The sequence below is a fragment of the Pimelobacter simplex genome (genome assembly GCF_900114845.1).
GTDB classification, from domain to species: domain Bacteria; phylum Actinomycetota; class Actinomycetes; order Propionibacteriales; family Nocardioidaceae; genus Nocardioides; species Nocardioides simplex.
The window spans coordinates 382,013-398,133 of the sequence record NZ_FOUK01000005.1 but is presented as its reverse complement, the minus strand read 5'-3'; the positions used below and the strand labels follow the sequence as shown (position 1 = coordinate 398,133).

Sequence of the window (16,121 nt, the reverse complement as noted above, 5' to 3'; positions counted from 1 at the left end):
GCGAGCTCAGGCCGAGCGGACCGCCACGACGTCGGCGAACGCCTCGAGAGCCCCGCGGACCGCACCCTGCGGGAGCACCTCGAGCAGCTGCTTGGCCTCCTGGGCCCGGGCCACGACGTAGGCCTGCGCCTCGGCCATGGCCGGGTGCTTGCGGAGCAGGTCGAGCGCCTCGGCGTGGAGGTCGGCGTCGGCGGCGAGGTCGGTGCGCTCGGGGTCGAGCAGCTCGAGCAGACGGGCGTCGGCCGGGTCGGTGGACGCACGGGCCATCAGGACCGGGAGCGTCGGGACGCCCTCCTTGAGGTCGGTGCCCGGCGTCTTGCCGGACTCCTCGGTCTCGGAGGCGATGTCGAGGATGTCGTCGGAGAGCTGGAAGGCGGTGCCGACGAGCTCGCCGTAGGCCGTCAGCGCGTCGACGACGGCCGGCTCGGCCCCCGCGAAGCGGGCGCCGTAGTGGGCCGAGGTGGCGATGAGCGAGCCGGTCTTGCCGGCGACGACGTCGAGGTAGTGGGCGAGGGCGTCCTCGCCGGGGCCGGGCTTCACCGTCTCGAGGATCTGGCCCTCGACGAGCCGGGTGAAGGTCTCGGCCTGGATCTTGACCGCCTCGGGGCCGAGCTCGGCAGTCAGCTCGGAGGACTTGGCGAACAGGAAGTCACCGGTCAGGATCGCGACCAGGTTGTCGTAGCGCGCGTTGGCGGAGTCCTCGCCGCGGCGCAGCGCGGCCTCGTCCATGACGTCGTCGTGGTAGAGCGAGCCCACGTGGGTGATCTCGACGACGCAGGCCGCGGTGAGCACCTCGGGCGCCTCGGGCCGCGGTCCGGCCTCGGCGGCGAGGAGCACGAGCAGCGGCCGGAAGCGCTTTCCGCCGGCGGCGAGGAGGTGCCGCGCCGCCTCGGTGACGTACGTCGTCCGGCTCGCCGCATGGCCGTAGAGCGCCTCTTCGACGGACGCCATCCGCGCCCTGAGCCGGTCGGCCAGGGCGGGGTCGTCGATCGGCAGGGCCAGGTCGGCGGGACGCGCAGCGGAGGTCACCTGATGAAGTCTCCCGCACTGGTGACCAGATCGAGAACCGGGCCCGGCAGGATGCCCAGCGCCAGGGTCGCGACGAGGCACACGACGATGGTCCCCGAGGTCAGCAGGGACGAGCGGGTGACCGTGCCGGCGCCGTCCGGGTGGGGGTCGGTGAAGAACATCAGCCGGATGTGGCGCACGTAGAACGTGATGGCCACGATGCTGCACCCGATCGCGACCAGGACCACCGGCCAGGCGCCCGCCGACATCGCGGAGGTGAAGACCGCCCACTTGCCGATGAAGCCCGCGGTGAGCGGGATGCCCGCCATCGAGAGCAGGAAGAAGGCGAAGGCGCCGGCCACCAGGGGGGAGGTCCGGCCCAGCCCGGCCCACCGGTCGTACGCCGTCGCCTCGCCGCCCGCGTCGCGCACCAGCGTGACGATGGCGAAGGCGCCGATCATCGCGAAGCCGTAGGTGGTGAGGTAGAAGAGCACGCCCTCGAGCGAGGTGTACTGGCCGTCGGCCAGCTCGCCCGCGCTCTGGACGCCGAGCACGCCGACGAGCAGGAAGCCGGTGTGGGCCACCGAGGAGTAGGCGAGCATCCGCTTCACGTCGCTCTGGACGATGGCGAGGACCGCGCCGAGGACCATCGAGGCGATCGCGATCACCCAGAGCATCGGCTGCCAGCTCCAGCGCTCGCCGCCGAAGGCGACGTACATGAGGCGGAGCAGGGCGCCGAACGCGGCGACCTTGGTGCCGGCCGCCATGAACGCGGTGACCGCGGTGGGCGCGCCCTGGTAGACGTCGGGGGTCCAGGCCTGGAAGGGCGCGGCGCCGACCTTGAAGAGCAGGCCGACGGCGAGCAGGCCGATGCCGGCCAGCAGCAGGACGTGGTTGTCGGCGCCCGCACGGACCGCCTCGTTGATGCCCGCGAAGGTGACCGAGCCGGCGTAGCCGTAGACCAGCGCGGCGCCGTAGAGGAAGAAGCCGGAGGCGAAGGCGCCGAGGAGGAAGTACTTCATCGCCGCCTCCTGGCTCAGCAGGCGCCGGCGCCGGGCCAGGCCGCAGAGCAGGTAGAGCGGGAGCGAGAGGATCTCGAGGGCGACGAACATGGTGAGCAGGTCGCCGGACGCCGGGAACATGAGCATGCCGCCGACCGCGAAGAGCAGCAGCGGGTAGACCTCGGTGTGGTCGAGGCCGCGGGTGGAGGCCTCGCGCTCCCCCTCGGTGCCGGGCAGCGCCGCCGCCTGGCCGGTGAAGGCGGACACGCCGCCCTCGAGCCGCTGCTCGGCGAAGAGCGCCACGCCACCGAGGGCGAAGACCAGGATGAGTGCCCAGAGGTAGATCGTCGGGCCGTCGACCACGATGCTGCCCATCGCGCCGACCAGGCCGCGACCGGTCGCGCCGGCGGCACCGGTGTGCTCGTCGAGGTGGGTGCCGACCAGGATCGTCGCGACCAGGGCGCCCACCACGACCAGTGCCGAGAGGACGATCTGGGGCAGCCGGCGCAGGCCGCGCGGCACGAACGCCTCGATCGCCACGCCCACGCAGGCGCCGCCGAGGACGATGAGGAGCGGGAGGAGCTCGGCGTACTCGAGCTCGGGCTTCACGAACTCCATCAGTGCGCCTCCTCGGTCTCGTTGCCGGCATGCTCCACCGTGGGTGCCGGATCGTGGACGCCGACCTGCTGCATCAGGTCACCCACCATCGGGTTGCTCACGTCGAGCAGCGGCGCCGGGTAGAAGCCGAGGAACACCAGCGCCACCACGAGCGGCGCGACGGCGGCGATCTCGCGGACGCCGAGGTCCTTGGTGCCCTCGACCTCGGGCGGGGTCGGGCCGGTCATGGTGCGCTGGTACATCCAGAGCACGTAGATCGCGGCCAGGACGACCGCGGTGATCGCGATCGCGCCGACGTACCAGGCGTACTGGAAGGCACTCATCAGCACCAGGAACTCGCTGACGAACGGCGAGAGCCCGGGCAGGCCGAGGGTCGCGAGGCCGGCGACGAGGAAGAGCCCGGCGAGCACCGGCGTCACCTTCTCGAGGCCGCCCATGCGGCTGATCAGCGGCGTGCCCCGGCGCTCGCTGAGGTAGCCCGCGACCAGGAAGAGCGCGGCGGTACCGAGGCCGTGGTTGACCATGTAGAGGATCGCGCCGGTGTTGCCCTGGCTGGTCATCGTGAAGATGCCGAGCGTGATCAGGCCGAAGTGGCTCAGCGAGGTGAGACCGATGAGCCGGAAGACGTCGTCCTGGCCGATCGCGACGAGCGCGCCGTAGACGATCGAGATGAGCGCGAGCGTGACCACCAGCGGCGTCGCCCACTGCGAGGCCTCGGGGAAGATCCCCAGGCAGAACCTCATCATCCCGAACGTGCCGATCTTGTCGAGGATGCAGACGAGCAGCACGCCGGTGCCGGGCGTCGCCTTCTCGGTGGTGTCGGCGAGCCAGGTGTGCAGCGGGAACAGCGGTGCCTTGATCGCGAACGCGATGAAGAACCCGAAGAACAGCCAGCGGCCCGGACCGGTCGCGATGTCGAGGTCCTGCAGGTCCGAGAGGAGGTACGACGGCGTGCCCTGCTGGGCCGAGACGACGTAGAGGCCGATCACGGAGGCGAGCAGGATCAGGCCACCGGCGAGCTGGAACATCAGGAACTTGAGCGCCGCCGCGCCCCGGCCCTCGCGGCCGAAGCCGCCGACCAGGAAGTAGGCCGGGATGAGCGTGGCCTCGAAGACGACGTAGAACAGGAAGACGTCGGTCGCGCAGAAGACGGCGAGCGAGAGGCCCTCGAGCGCGAGCGCCCAGGCGAAGAAGGCGCGCGCGCCGGCGCTGCCCTCGGCGTCGGACTTGAACCACTCGGCGCCGAGCACGAGCGGCACGAGCAGGACGGTCAGCAGCACCAGGAGCAGCGCCAGGCCGTCGACGCCGAGCGCGTAGTGGACGCCGAAGGCCTCGATCCACTCGTGCTCCTCGCGCAGCTGGGTGCCGCCGTCGAGCTCGTAGGACGCCGCGACCACCACGCCGATGACCAGCGTGGCCAGCGCGACGCCGAGACCGGTGACCTTGGCGAGGTGGCGCGGCAGCAGCGCGACCGCGACGGCACCGGCGATCGGGAGCCAGACGAGCAGGCTGAGGATCGGGAAGTCGTTCACAGGTTCACCGCCACCAGGGTCAGGACGAGGACAACGGCGCCGCCGAGGATGCCGAGGGCGTAGGACCGTACGTAGCCGTTCTGCAGGCGCCTCAGCAGCTCTCCGGTGCCGGCGAGCACGGTGGCCCCGCCGGTGAAGAGGCCGTCGACGAGCGTCCGGTCGCCCGCGACCAGGCTGCGGACGCCGGCCTTGCCCGGGTTGACCACGAGGCCGTCGTTGATCGCGTCGCCGTAGAGGTCGGCCCGGGCCGCGCGGGTGGCGAACGAGACGTCGGCGGGTGCCGTGCGCGGCACGTCGCGCTGGCCGACCAGGAACCAGGCCAGGCCGACGCCGGCGAGCACGACCGCGATCGTGATGACGGTCAGCACGATGACCGGCAGCGGGGGCTCCGCGTGCTCGGCGTGACCGACGACCGGGCTGAGCCAGTCGACGATCCAGTTGCCGGCGAGCATCAGGCCGCCGAGGGCGGAGAGCGCGGCGAGGACCATCAGCGGGATGGTCATCACGAGCGGGCTCTCGTGGGGGTGGACGCCCTTCTCCCAGCGCTTCTTGGTGAAGAAGGTCATCAGCATCATCCGGGTCATGTAGAAGCCGGTGATGCCCGCACCCAGGAGCGCGCAGATGCCCACGATCGGGTTCTCGGTGAGCGCGACCTCGATGATCTTGTCCTTGGACCAGAAGCCCGCGAAGGGCGGGATGCCGATGATCGCCAGGAAGCCGAGCGCGAACGTCGCGAACGTGATGGGCAGCGCCTTCTGCAGCGCGCCGTAGTGGCGCATGTCGACGTCGTCGTCCATCGCGTGCATCACCGAGCCGGCCCCGAGGAACATGTTGGCCTTGAAGAAGCCGTGGGTCAGCAGGTGGAAGATCGCGAACGCGTAGCCCGCGACGCCGAGACCGGCGCCGAGCATCATGTAGCCGATCTGGCTCATGGTCGAGCCGGCCAGGCCCTTCTTGATGTCGTCCTTGGCGCAGCCGATGATCGCGCCCCACAGCAGCGTCACGGTCGCCACGATCACGACGACGGTCTGCGCGGTCGGGGCGAGCTCGAAGATGAAGTTGGAGCGGGTGACCAGGTAGACGCCGGCGGTCACCATGGTGGCCGCGTGGATGAGCGCGGAGACCGGCGTCGGGCCCTCCATGGCGTCGAGGAGCCAGGCCTGGAGCGGGACCTGGGCCGACTTGCCGCAGGCGCCGATGAGCAGCAGGACGCCGACCCAGTTGAGCGTCGTGGTGGTCGCGCCGCCGCTCAGCTCGCTGATGCCGGTGAAGCTGGTCGTGCCGAAGGTGACGAACATCAGGAAGATCGCCAGGCCCAGGCCCATGTCGCCGACCCGGTTGATGACGAACGCCTTCTTGGCCGCCGCGGCCGCGGAGGGCTTGTGCTGCCAGAAGCCGATGAGGAGGTACGACGCGAGGCCGACGCCCTCCCAGCCCAGGAAGAGGCCCACGTAGTTCTCGGAGAGGATCAGCATGAGCATCGCCGCGACGAACAGGTTCAGGTAGGCGAAGAACCTGCGCCGGCGCGGGTCGTGCGCCATGTAGCCGATCGAGTAGACGTGGATCAGCGAGCCGACGCCGGTGATCAGCAGCAGGAAGAGCGCCGACAGCGGGTCGTAGAGCAGGTCGAGGCCGACGTCGAGGCGGCCCGCCTGGATCCAGTCGTAGAGGTGCTGGCTGATCTGCCGCTCACCCTCGTCGCGCCCGAGGAGGTTGACGAAGAGAACCAGGCTGAGCACGAACGACGCCGCGGACGTCGCCGTACCGAGCAGGTGACCCCACTTGTCGGTGCGGCGGCCGCCGAGGAGCAGCACCGCGGCGCCGAGCAGCGGCAGCGCGATGATCAGCCAGAGCAGCTGGAAGGGGCCGCTCGCGTCGGTCGGCGCGACCACCGGGACATGGGTCTCGGTGGCCGCGAGGGACAGCGCGGAGAGTGCGTTCACTGGCCAGGGCCTCTCAGAACTTCAGCAGGCTCGCGTCGTCGACCGAGGCCGAGCGACGGGTCCGGAAGATGGTCATGATGATCGCGAGGCCGACCACCACCTCGGCAGCGGCGACGACCATGACGAAGAACGCCGCGACCTGGCCGTCGAGATTGCCGTGCTGGCGGGCGAACGCGACGAAGGCGAGGTTGCAGGCGTTGAGCATGAGCTCGACGCACATGAACACCACGATCGCGTTGCGCCGGGTCAGCACGCCGATCGAGCCGATGGTGAAGAGGATGGCGCTCAGGACGACGTACTCAGTCATCGGACTCCCCCTTGTCGTCGCGGTCGTCGCGGTCGTCGTCGCGGTCGTCGTCGACGCCGAGCTGCGCCTTGATCGCCTCGATGTCGGTCAGGCCGGCGGACTGCATGGTGCCGCGGGCCGCCAGCACCCGCGAGACCGACGCCGGCGCGGGGCTGCCGTCGGGCAGCAGCGCCGGGGTGTCGACCGCGTTGTGCCGGGCGTAGACGCCGGGCGGAGGCAGCGGACCGAGGTGGGCGCCGGTCTCGGCGTAGGCCTTGAGCCGCTGGGCGGCGAGGTCGGCCTGGGTCTGCTTCGGCGAGAGCCGCTCGCGGTGGGCCAGGACCATCGCGCCGACGGCGGCCGTGATGAGCAGCGCGCTCGTCGCCTCGAAGATGAAGACGTAGCGCGAGAAGAGCAGGTCGGCCAGCGCCTGGACGTTGCCGCCGGCGTTGGCCTCGTCGAGCCCCGCCGAGCTGGTGAAGGTCAGCTGGGTGAGCGCGACGACCATCGTCACCACGAACAGCAGGCCGACGAACCAGGCCATCGCGCGCTGGCCCTTGATCGTCTCGACCAGGGAGTCGGAGGCGTCGACGCCGACCAGCATGAGCACGAACAGGAAGAGCATCAGGATCGCGCCGGTGTAGACGATGATCTGCACCGCGAAGAGGAACGGCGCCTCGAGGACGGCGTACAGGATCGCGAGGCTGATCATCACGACCGCCAGCAGCAGGGCCGCGTGCACCGCCTTGCGGACGAACAGCAGGCCGAGCGCCGCGACCACCATGATCGGCGCGAGCACCCAGAACGCGATCACGACCGGTCCTCCTTGAACTCGCCCCGGTAGTAGTCGTCGTCGTTGCCGAGCAGCATCGCGTGGGGCGGCTGCTCCATGCCCGGCAGCAGCGGGGCGAGCAGGTCGGACTTCTCGTAGATCAGGCTGGCCCGGCTGTCGTCGGCAAGCTCGTACTCGTTGGTCATCGTGAGCGCCCGGGTCGGGCACGCCTCGATGCACAGGCCGCAGAGGATGCAGCGCAGGTAGTTGATCTGGTAGACGCGGCCGTAGCGCTCGCCGGCGGAGTAGCGGCCCGACTCGGCGTCGCCGTCGGCGCCGGTCACCGGCCCGTCGATGTTCTCGGCGCCCTCGACGTAGATCGCGTCGGCCGGGCAGGCCCACGCGCACAGCTCGCAGCCGACGCACTTCTCGAGGCCGTCGGGCCAGCGGTTGAGCTGGTGGCGGCCGTGGAAGCGCGGCGCGGTGGGCAGCTTCTCCTTGGGGTACTGCTCGGTGACCACCTTGCGGAACATCGTCCGGAAGGTGACGCCGAACCCGGCCACCGGGTCCCAGAGCTGCTCCTTGAGCGTGGGCCCCTGCGGGCTCTGGTCCGTGGGCTTGTCAGCCATTGCTCACCTCTCGGTCGGCCTCGGAGCGGAAGACGATCGGCGCCGCGGCACCGCGCACCGCACCTCCCGCGGGCATCGGCGGCGTCGGGAAGCCACCGGCACGCGGGGCGGCCGGCGCGGCCACCGCCTCGTCGGCGTCCTTCTCGGGCAGGAAGAACGTGAGCAGCAGGACCGCCAGCACCACGCCGATCACGATCAGCCAGAACTGCGGGTTGCTGCTGAAGCCCTCGTCGAAGACGCCCTCGTTGCGGGCGACCCGCATGGTGGCGACGGCGACGATCCAGACCAGCGAGATCGGGATCAGCCGCTTCCAGCCGAACGCCATGAACTGGTCGTAGCGCAGCCGCGGCAACGAGCCGCGCAGCCAGATGAAGATGAAGATGAAGAACAGCACCTTGCCGAAGAACCAGAGCACCGGCCAGTAGCCCTGGTTGGCGCCCTCCCACACGTGGTCGATCCAGAACGGCGCGTGCCAGCCGCCGAGGAACAGCGTGGTCGCGAGCGCGGAGACCGTCGCCATGTTGATGTACTCGGCCAGGAAGAAGAGCGCGAACTTCAGGCTGGAGTACTCGGTGTGGAAGCCGCCGACCAGCTCGCCCTCGGCCTCGGGGAGGTCGAACGGCGCGCGGTTGGTCTCACCGACCATGGCGATCGTGTAGATGATGAACGACGGCAGCAGGATCAGGCCGAACCACAGGTTGTCCTGGGCGGCGACGATGTCGCTGGTCGACATCGAGCCGGCGTACATGAAGACGGCGACCAGGGCCAGGCCCATGGCGACCTCGTAGGAGATCATCTGCGCGCTGGAGCGCAGGCCGCCGAGCAGGGAGTACGTCGAGCCGCTCGACCAGCCGCCGAGCACGATGCCGTAGATGCCGATCGAGGCGATCGCCATGACGAAGAGCACGGCGACCGGCATGTCGGTCAGCTGGAGCGGCGTCTGGTGCCCGAAGAAGCTGACCTCGGGGCCGAAGGGGATGACGCTGAACGTCACGAACGCCGGCACCACCACGATCACGGGCGCCAGGACGAAGACCACCTTGTCGGCGGCCTTGGGGATCAGGTCCTCCTTGAACGCCAGCTTCACGCCGTCGGCCAACGACTGCAGCAGGCCGAAGGGACCGTGCACGTTGGGACCGATCCGGTGCTGCATCCGGGCCACGACCCGGCGCTCCCACCAGATGTTGAAGAGCGTCAGCAGGACCAGGATCACGAAGATCAGCAGCGTCTTGAGCCCGATCACCCACCAGGGATCGTTGCCGAACGCGCTCAGCCCGTCGCTCATCCGTGCACCCCTTCCGCTCCGGAGACGGTGACCCCGGTGCCCGGGGAGGCCAGGTCGGCCAGGACGCCGTTGCCGACCGAGTTGGCCGGCACCCAGACGGTGCCGGCGACGAGGTCGTCGCAGATCTCGGCCGGCAGCGTCATCGACCCGCGGTCGCCGGTGAGGGTGACGGTGGGGCCGAGCCGGTCGTAGAGCGCCGGTGGGACCAGGACGACCGGCGTGCGCGCGGTCGCCTTGAGGTACTTGTCGCCGTCCTGGAGCGAGCCGTTGTCGAGCAGCTGCTTCCAGGTGGCCAGCGCGTGGACGCCGTCGGCGGGGGCCGTGGCGTCGGCGGCCACGCTCGGCGCGGCGGCGCGAGCGCCGTCCCAGGGGCCGAGCTGGCCCATCTCGGCACGGACCTCGTCGACGGTGCGGAAGCCGAGCGGCGTGCCGAGCTCGTCGGCGATGCCGGAGAGTGCGCGCAGCTCGGGCAGCGAGGCCGGGTGGTGCAGCGCGGCCTCCCAGGAGCGGACCCGCCCCTCCCAGTTGACGAAGGTGCCGGACTTGTCGGTGGTCGGCGCGACCGGGAAGACGACGTCGGCCGCGTCGGTGACCTCGGTGCGGCGCAGGTCGAGCGCGACGACGAAGCCGGCCGCCGCGATCGCGGCGCGGGTGGCGACGGGGTCGGCGGTGTCGTCGGGGTCGACCCCGGCGACGACCAGGCCGGACAGCTCGCCGGCACCGAGCGCGGCGACGATGGCGTCGGCGTCGCGGCCCGGCGTCTCGGGCAGGTGCGCGACGCCCCAGGCGGTGGCGACGTCGACCCGGGCGCCCGCGTCGGCGACCGGACGGCCGCCGGGCAGCAGGGTGGGCAGGCAGCCGGCCTCGATCGCCCCGCGGTCACCGGCGCGGCGCGGCACCCAGGCCAGCCGGGCACCGGTGGCGGCGGCCACCTCGGCGGCGGCGCTCAGCGCCCCGGGGACGACGGCGAGCCGCTCCCCCACGAGCAGGACGCTGGTCGCGTCGAGCTCACCCGCGAGCTCGCGCAGCGCGGCCGGCTCGGTGCCGGGCACGGTCGGGACCAGGCGGCCGGACAGCTTGTCGAGCCCGCGCGTCGTGAACGGCGCGAGCGCGACCACCTCGGTGCCGCCGGCGCGGACCGACTTGCGCAGGCGCAGGAAGATCGCGCCGGCCTCGTCCTCGGGCTCGAGGCCGACGAGCACGACCTTGGCGGCGGTCTCGAGGTCGGCGTAGGTGACCGCGCCCGCCTCGGGACCGGTCAGCACCACGTGGCTGGCCAGGAAGTCGGTCTCCTCGGCGGAGAGCGGGCGGGCCCGGAAGTCGATGTCGTTGGTGCCGAGCGCAACCCGGGCGAGCTTGGCGTAGGCGTAGGCGTCCTCGACGCTCAGCCGGCCGCCGGTGAGCACGCCGACGCCCCGGTCTGCCGTGGCCGCCGCCAGGCCACGGGCCGCGACGGCGAACGCCTCGGGCCAGGACGCCGGGCGCAGCGCGCCGTCGTCGTCGCGGACCTGGGGGTAGGTGATCCGGTCGTCGGCCTGCGTGTAGGCGAAGGCGAACCGGTCCTTGTCGGTGATCCACTCCTCGTTGACGGCCGGGTCGTCGCCGGACTGGCGGCGCAGCACCTTGCCGCGGCGGTGGTCGATCCGGATCGCGGAGCCGCACGCGTCGTGCTCGGCGACACCCGGCGTGGAGACCAGGTCGAAGGGCCGCGAGCGGAAGCGGTACTGCTCGGAGGTCAGCGCGCCGACCGGGCAGATCTGGATGACGTTGCCCGAGAAGTACGAGAGGAAGGGCGCGTCCTCGGCGATGCCGATCTGCTGCTGGGCACCGCGCTCGACCAGGGCGATGAACGGGTCACCGGCGATCTCGTCGGCGAAGCGGGTGCAGCGCTGGCAGACGATGCAGCGCTCGCGGTCGAGCAGCACGGTCGGCGAGAGGTTGATCGGCTTGGGGAAGGTCCGCTTCACGCCGCGGTTGCGCTCGTCGGAGAAGCGCGACTCGCCACGGCCGTTGGACATCGCCTGGTTCTGCAGCGGGCACTCACCGCCCTTGTCGCACACCGGGCAGTCGAGCGGGTGGTTGATGAGCAGCAGCTCCATCACGCCCTGCTGCGCCTTGTCGGCGACCGGGCTGGTGACCTGGGTGTTGACCACCATGCCCTCGGCGACCGGCAGCGTGCACGACGCCTGCGGCTTGGGGAAGCCGCGACCGTTGCCGGCGTCCGGGACGTCGACCAGGCACTGCCGGCAGGCACCGGCCGGGGCCAGCAGCGGGTGGTCGCAGAAGCGCGGCACCTGGACGCCGATCTCCTCGGCCGCGCGGATCACCAGGGTGTCCTTGGGCACGCTGACCTGGACGCCGTCGATGGTGACGGTGACCAGGTCGGTCTTCTCGATCTCGGGGGCGCTCATGCGGTCACCTCCTGTCCGGCCCAGGCGGTCGCGCGGGCGGGGTCGAAGGGACACCCGCCGTGGCTCAGGTGGGCGAGGTACTCGTCGCGGAAGTACTGGATGGAGCTGGAGATCGGGCTCGTCGCGCCGTCGCCGAGCGCGCAGAACGAGCGGCCCAGGATGTTGTCGCACTGGTCGAGGAGCTGGTCGAGGTCCTCCTCGGCGCCCTGGCCGTTCTCGAGCCGGGTGAGCGCCTGCACCAGCCACCAGGTGCCCTCACGGCAGGGCGTGCACTTGCCGCAGGACTCGTGCTTGTAGAACTCCGTCCAGCGCAGCACGGCGCGCACCACGCAGACCGTCTCGTCGAAGATCTGCAGCGCGCGGGTGCCGAGCATCGAGCCGGCCGCGCCGACGCCCTCGAAGTCGAGTGGGACGTCGAGGTGCTCGGCGGTGAGCAGCGGGGTGCTGGAGCCGCCCGGCGTCCAGAACTTCAGCTGGTGGCCCTCGCGGACGCCGCCGGCCAGGTCGAGCAGCTCGCGCAGCGTGATGCCGAGCGGCGCCTCGTACTGACCGGGCCTGGCGACGTGGCCCGAAAGGGAGAAGATGCCGTGGCCCTTGGACTTCTCGGTGCCCATGGCGCCGAACCAGGCTGCGCCGTTCTTGACGATGGCGGGCACCGACGCGATCGACTCGACGTTGTTGATGACGGTCGGGCTGGCGTAGAGACCGGCCACCGCGGGGAACGGCGGGCGCAGCCGCGGCTGGCCACGGCGTCCCTCGAGACCCTCGAGCAGCGCGGTCTCCTCGCCGCAGATGTAGGCCCCGGCACCGGCGTGGACGACGACGTCGAGGTCGTAGCCCGAGCCGTGGATGTCCTTGCCCAGGTGGCCGGCGGCGTAAGCCTCGGCGACGGCCGCCTGCACCCGGCGGATCACGTGGACGACCTCGCCCCGGATGTAGATGAACGCCTTGTTGGCGCGGATGGCGTAGGAGCTGAGGATCACGCCCTCGACGAGCACGTGCGGGTTGCCCATCATGAGCGGGATGTCCTTGCAGGTGCCCGGCTCGGACTCGTCGGCGTTGACGACGAGGTACTTCGGCTTCGGGTTGTCCTGCGGGATGAAGGACCACTTCATGCCGGTCGGGAAGCCGGCACCACCGCGGCCGCGCAGACCGCTGTCCTTGACGGTGGCGATGACGTCGTCGGGGCTCTGCGCGAACGCGACGTCGAGGGCGGCGTACCCGCCCTTGGCCGCGTAGGTGGCGAGCTTCCAGCCCTGCTCGGCGTCCCAGGTGTCGGTGAGGACCGGGGTCAGGGTGTCGGTCACTGCTGGCCCTCCGCCTTCTGTGCTGCCTCGACGGCCGGCAGGGCTGCCGGGTCGGGGGCGGTCCACCCGCGCTCGCGGGCGATCTGCAGTCCGGCCAGCGACGCCGGTCCCGCGGTGGGCCCCTCGTCGACGCGGCCGTCGGGGAAGCCGGCGAGCACCCGCTCGGCCTCGCGCCAGGTGCAGAGCTTGGGGCCGCGGGTCGAGCTGACCTCGTGGCCGGCGCGCAGCGCCTCGACCATCTGGACCGCCGACTCGGGCGTCTGGTTGTCCATGAACTCCCAGTTGACCATCACGACCGGCGCGTAGTCGCAGGCGGCGTTGCACTCGATGTGCTCGAGGCTGACCGTCCGCGAGTCGCCCTGGCGCTGGGCGGCGACCTCGTCGTTGCCGATCTCGAGGTGGTCCTTGAGCCGCTCGAAGATGGCGTCGCCGCCCATCACCGCGCACAGCGTGTTGGTGCACACCCCGACGTGGTAGTCGCCCACGCCGTGGCGCTTGTACATCGTGTAGAAGGTCGCGACGCCGTTGACCTCGGCGGCGCTGATCTCGAGGATCGCCGCGCACGCCTCGATGCCCTCGGGCGTGATCCGGCCCTGGACCGACTGCGCCAGGTGGAGCATGGGCAGCAGGCCCGAGCGCGGCTCGGGGTAGCGGGCCGCGATCTCGCGCAGCTCGGCGATCGTCTTGTCGTCGAGGGGCTGGGTGCTCATCGGTCGACGCCTCCCATGACCGGGTCGATGCTCGCGATGGCGACGATGACGTCGGCGATCTGGCCGCCCTCGCTCATCACGCCCATCGCCTGGAGGTTGTTGAACGACGGGTCGCGGAAGTGCGCCCGGAAGGGACGGGTGCCGCCGTCGGAGACGACGTGCGCCCCGAGCTCGCCGCGCGGCGACTCGACCGGCACGTACGCCTGGCCGGCCGGCACCCGGAAGCCCTCGGTGACGAGCTTGAAGTGGTGGATCAGCGCCTCCATCGACTCGCCCATGATGTGGCGGATGTGGTCGAGGCTGTTGCCCATGCCGTCGCTGCCGATGGACAGCTGGCTGGGCCAGGCCACCTTCTTGTCGGCCACCATCACCGGGGCACCCTCGAGCCGGGCCAGCCGGTCGGCGGCCTGCTCGATGATCCGCAGCGACTCCCACATCTCGTTGAGGCGGACCCGGAACCGGCCGTACGAGTCGGAGGTGTCCCAGGTCTGCACGTCGAAGTCGTAGGTCTCGTAGCCGCAGTACGGCTGCGCCTTGCGCAGGTCGAAGCCGTAGCCGGTGCTGCGCAGCACGGGCCCGGTCAGGCCGAGCGCCATGCAGCCCTCGAGGTCGAGGTGGCCGACGTTCTCGAGGCGGGCCTTGAAGATCGGGTTCGCGTTGCACAGGGCGGCGTACTCGGGGAGCCGCTTCTTCATCAGCGCCACGAAGTCGCGGATCTGGTCGAGCGCGCCCGGGGGCATGTCCTGGGCGACACCGCCGGGGCGGATGAACGCGTGGTTCATGCGCAGCCCGGTGATCAGCTCGAACAGGTCGAGCACCAGCTCGCGCTCGCGGAAGCCGATCGTCATCACGGTCAGCGCGCCGATCTCCATGCCGCCGGTGGCGATGCAGACCAGGTGCGAGGAGATCCGGTTGAGCTCCATGAGCAGGACCCGCATGACCTGGGCCTTCTCGGGGATCTGGTCCTCGATGTCGAGCAGCCGCTCGACGCCCAGCACGTAGGTCATCTCGTTGTAGAACGGGCTCAGGTAGTCCATCCGGGTGCAGAACGTGACGCCCTGCGTCCAGGAGCGGAACTCCATGTTCTTCTCGATGCCGGTGTGCAGGTAGCCGATGCCGCAGCGGGCCTCGGTGACCGTCTCGCCCTCGATCTCGAGGATCAGCCGGAGCACGCCGTGCGTCGACGGGTGCTGCGGGCCCATGTTGACCACGACCCGCTCGGCCGCGTCGTTGTCGCCCATGCCGGCGGCGATCTCGTCCCAGTCCTGGCCCGAGACGGTGAAGACCTTGCCGTCGCTGGTGTCCGCGCTGTCGGCGTAGAAGTCGGTGCTCATCAGTTGTAGCTCCTCCGCTGGTCCGGCGGTGGGACGCTCGCGCCCTTGTACTCGACGGGGATGCCGCCGAGGGGGTAGTCCTTGCGCTGCGGGTGGCCCGGCCAGTCGTCGGGCATCAGGATCCGGGTCAGCGCCGGGTGCCCGTCGAACTGCAGCCCGAACATGTCCCAGGTCTCGCGCTCGTGCCAGTCGGCCGCCGGGTAGATCGGCACCAGGCTCGGGACGTGCGGGTCGGCGTCGGGGGCGGCCACCTCGACCCGGATCCGGCGGTTCCAGGTGAAGGACATGAAGTGGTAGACCGCGTGCAGCTCGCGCCCGGCGTCGCCGGGGTAGTGCACTCCGCTGACCCCGGAGAGCAGCTCGAAGCGCAGGTCCGGGTCGTCGCGCAGCTTCTGCGCGATCTCGAGCAGGTGCTCGCGGCGCACGTGGAAGGTGATCTCGCCGCGGTGGATCACGACCTGCTCGATCAGCGGGTCGAGCCGGTCGGCCACCCCGTCGAACCAGCCGCCGTAGGGACGCTGCGCGGCACCGGGCAGGACCACGGGGGCCACCAGGCCGCCGTACCCGCTGGTGTCGCCGGAGCCCTGGACGCCGAACATCCCGCGCCGCTCGCCGACCGCCCGGATCTCGAGGCCCGGCTCGCCCAGCGCCTCGGGGGCGTTCTCGGGCGACTGGTCGGTCGCGCGCTGCTCGACCGCCGTCTCGGGCTTGTCGGCCTTCTCGTCGCTCATCGCAGCAGCCCCCGCTGGTCACCGGTCGGCAGCGCCACCAGCGCCTCGGCCTCGAGCTCGCGGATCTGCGCCTCGCGGTTCTTGCCGAAGGGGGTGTCGTGCTGGACCTTGTCGTGGAGCTTGAGGATCGCGTCGATCAGCATCTCCGGGCGCGGCGGGCAGCCGGGGAGGTACATGTCGACGGGGACGACGTGGTCGACGCCCTGGACGATCGCGTAGTTGTTGAACATCCCGCCGCTGCTCGCGCACACGCCCATCGCCAGCACCCACTTGGGCTCGGCCATCTGGTCGTAGATCTGGCGCAGCACGGGCGCCATCTTCTGGCTCACCCGCCCGGCGACGATCATCAGGTCCGCCTGCCGCGGGCTGGCCCGGAAGACCTCCATGCCGAACCGGGCGAGGTCGTACTTCGGCCCACCGCTCGTCATCATCTCGATCGCGCAGCACGCCAGCCCGAACGTCGCCGGCCAGAAGCTGGCCTTGCGCATGTAGCCGGCCAGCCCCTCGACCGTGCTCAGCAGGACTCCGCTGGGGAGCTTCTCCTCGATGCCCAT

At 70.9% G+C, this 16,121-nt stretch carries 14 protein-coding genes; all 14 read right to left on the bottom strand.

The genetic code is table 11. The annotated features are described in order from the left end of the window. Window positions 1-6 precede the first annotated feature (6 nt). The 14 genes from BM223_RS22010 to BM223_RS21945 all read right to left on the bottom strand — a co-directional run bounded on the left by BM223_RS22010 (window position 7) and on the right by BM223_RS21945 (window position 16,121). Window positions 7-1,029, bottom strand: coding sequence for a polyprenyl synthetase family protein (locus BM223_RS22010; RefSeq protein WP_038676764.1), 1,023 nt, complete (start codon window positions 1,027-1,029; stop codon window positions 7-9). Further along, window positions 1,026-2,627, bottom strand: a complete 1,602-nt coding sequence (nuoN, locus tag BM223_RS22005; protein WP_038676762.1) for an NADH-quinone oxidoreductase subunit NuoN — start codon at window positions 2,625-2,627, stop codon at window positions 1,026-1,028. Before nuoN ends, BM223_RS22010 begins: the two co-directional genes overlap by 4 nt. After that, the gene (locus tag BM223_RS22000; protein WP_038676760.1) at window positions 2,627-4,159 is read right to left on the bottom strand and encodes an NADH-quinone oxidoreductase subunit M; all 1,533 of its coding nucleotides are present in this window, start codon (window positions 4,157-4,159) and stop codon (window positions 2,627-2,629) included. The genes nuoN and BM223_RS22000 overlap by 1 nt, the downstream gene beginning before the upstream one ends. Continuing rightward, complete coding sequence (nuoL, locus tag BM223_RS21995) at window positions 4,156-6,051, bottom strand: NADH-quinone oxidoreductase subunit L (protein WP_052139223.1); 1,896 nt, start codon at window positions 6,049-6,051, stop codon at window positions 4,156-4,158. The genes BM223_RS22000 and nuoL overlap by 4 nt, the downstream gene beginning before the upstream one ends. A 64-nt stretch (window positions 6,052-6,115) precedes the next feature. After that, a complete protein-coding gene (nuoK, locus tag BM223_RS21990) occupies window positions 6,116-6,409 on the bottom strand; it encodes an NADH-quinone oxidoreductase subunit NuoK (protein ID WP_028657221.1) in 294 nt (97 codons plus the stop codon). Next, complete coding sequence (locus BM223_RS21985; protein WP_082003535.1) at window positions 6,402-7,202, bottom strand: NADH-quinone oxidoreductase subunit J; 801 nt, start codon at window positions 7,200-7,202, stop codon at window positions 6,402-6,404. Before BM223_RS21985 ends, nuoK begins: the two co-directional genes overlap by 8 nt. After that, complete coding sequence (gene nuoI, locus BM223_RS21980; RefSeq protein WP_052138207.1) at window positions 7,199-7,789, bottom strand: NADH-quinone oxidoreductase subunit NuoI; 591 nt, start codon at window positions 7,787-7,789, stop codon at window positions 7,199-7,201. Before nuoI ends, BM223_RS21985 begins: the two co-directional genes overlap by 4 nt. After that, a complete protein-coding gene (gene nuoH / locus BM223_RS21975; RefSeq protein WP_038676757.1) occupies window positions 7,782-9,074 on the bottom strand; it encodes an NADH-quinone oxidoreductase subunit NuoH in 1,293 nt (430 codons plus the stop codon). The genes nuoI and nuoH overlap by 8 nt, the downstream gene beginning before the upstream one ends. Continuing rightward, window positions 9,071-11,485 (bottom strand): NADH-quinone oxidoreductase subunit G, encoded by a 2,415-nt coding sequence (locus BM223_RS21970; protein WP_038676756.1) that lies wholly within the window; start codon window positions 11,483-11,485, stop codon window positions 9,071-9,073. Before BM223_RS21970 ends, nuoH begins: the two co-directional genes overlap by 4 nt. Beyond that, entirely contained in the window at window positions 11,482-12,792 is a 1,311-nt protein-coding gene (gene nuoF, locus BM223_RS21965) for an NADH-quinone oxidoreductase subunit NuoF (protein WP_038676754.1), read from the bottom strand. Before nuoF ends, BM223_RS21970 begins: the two co-directional genes overlap by 4 nt. Then, window positions 12,789-13,502, bottom strand: a complete 714-nt coding sequence (nuoE, locus tag BM223_RS21960; RefSeq protein ID WP_038676752.1) for an NADH-quinone oxidoreductase subunit NuoE — start codon at window positions 13,500-13,502, stop codon at window positions 12,789-12,791. The genes nuoF and nuoE overlap by 4 nt, the downstream gene beginning before the upstream one ends. After that, the gene (locus BM223_RS21955) at window positions 13,499-14,836 is read right to left on the bottom strand and encodes an NADH-quinone oxidoreductase subunit D (protein WP_038676750.1); all 1,338 of its coding nucleotides are present in this window, start codon (window positions 14,834-14,836) and stop codon (window positions 13,499-13,501) included. The genes nuoE and BM223_RS21955 overlap by 4 nt, the downstream gene beginning before the upstream one ends. Next, window positions 14,836-15,567, bottom strand: coding sequence for an NADH-quinone oxidoreductase subunit C (locus BM223_RS21950; protein WP_038676748.1), 732 nt, complete (start codon window positions 15,565-15,567; stop codon window positions 14,836-14,838). Before BM223_RS21950 ends, BM223_RS21955 begins: the two co-directional genes overlap by 1 nt. Continuing rightward, complete coding sequence (locus tag BM223_RS21945) at window positions 15,564-16,121, bottom strand: NuoB/complex I 20 kDa subunit family protein (RefSeq protein ID WP_038676745.1); 558 nt, start codon at window positions 16,119-16,121, stop codon at window positions 15,564-15,566. Before BM223_RS21945 ends, BM223_RS21950 begins: the two co-directional genes overlap by 4 nt.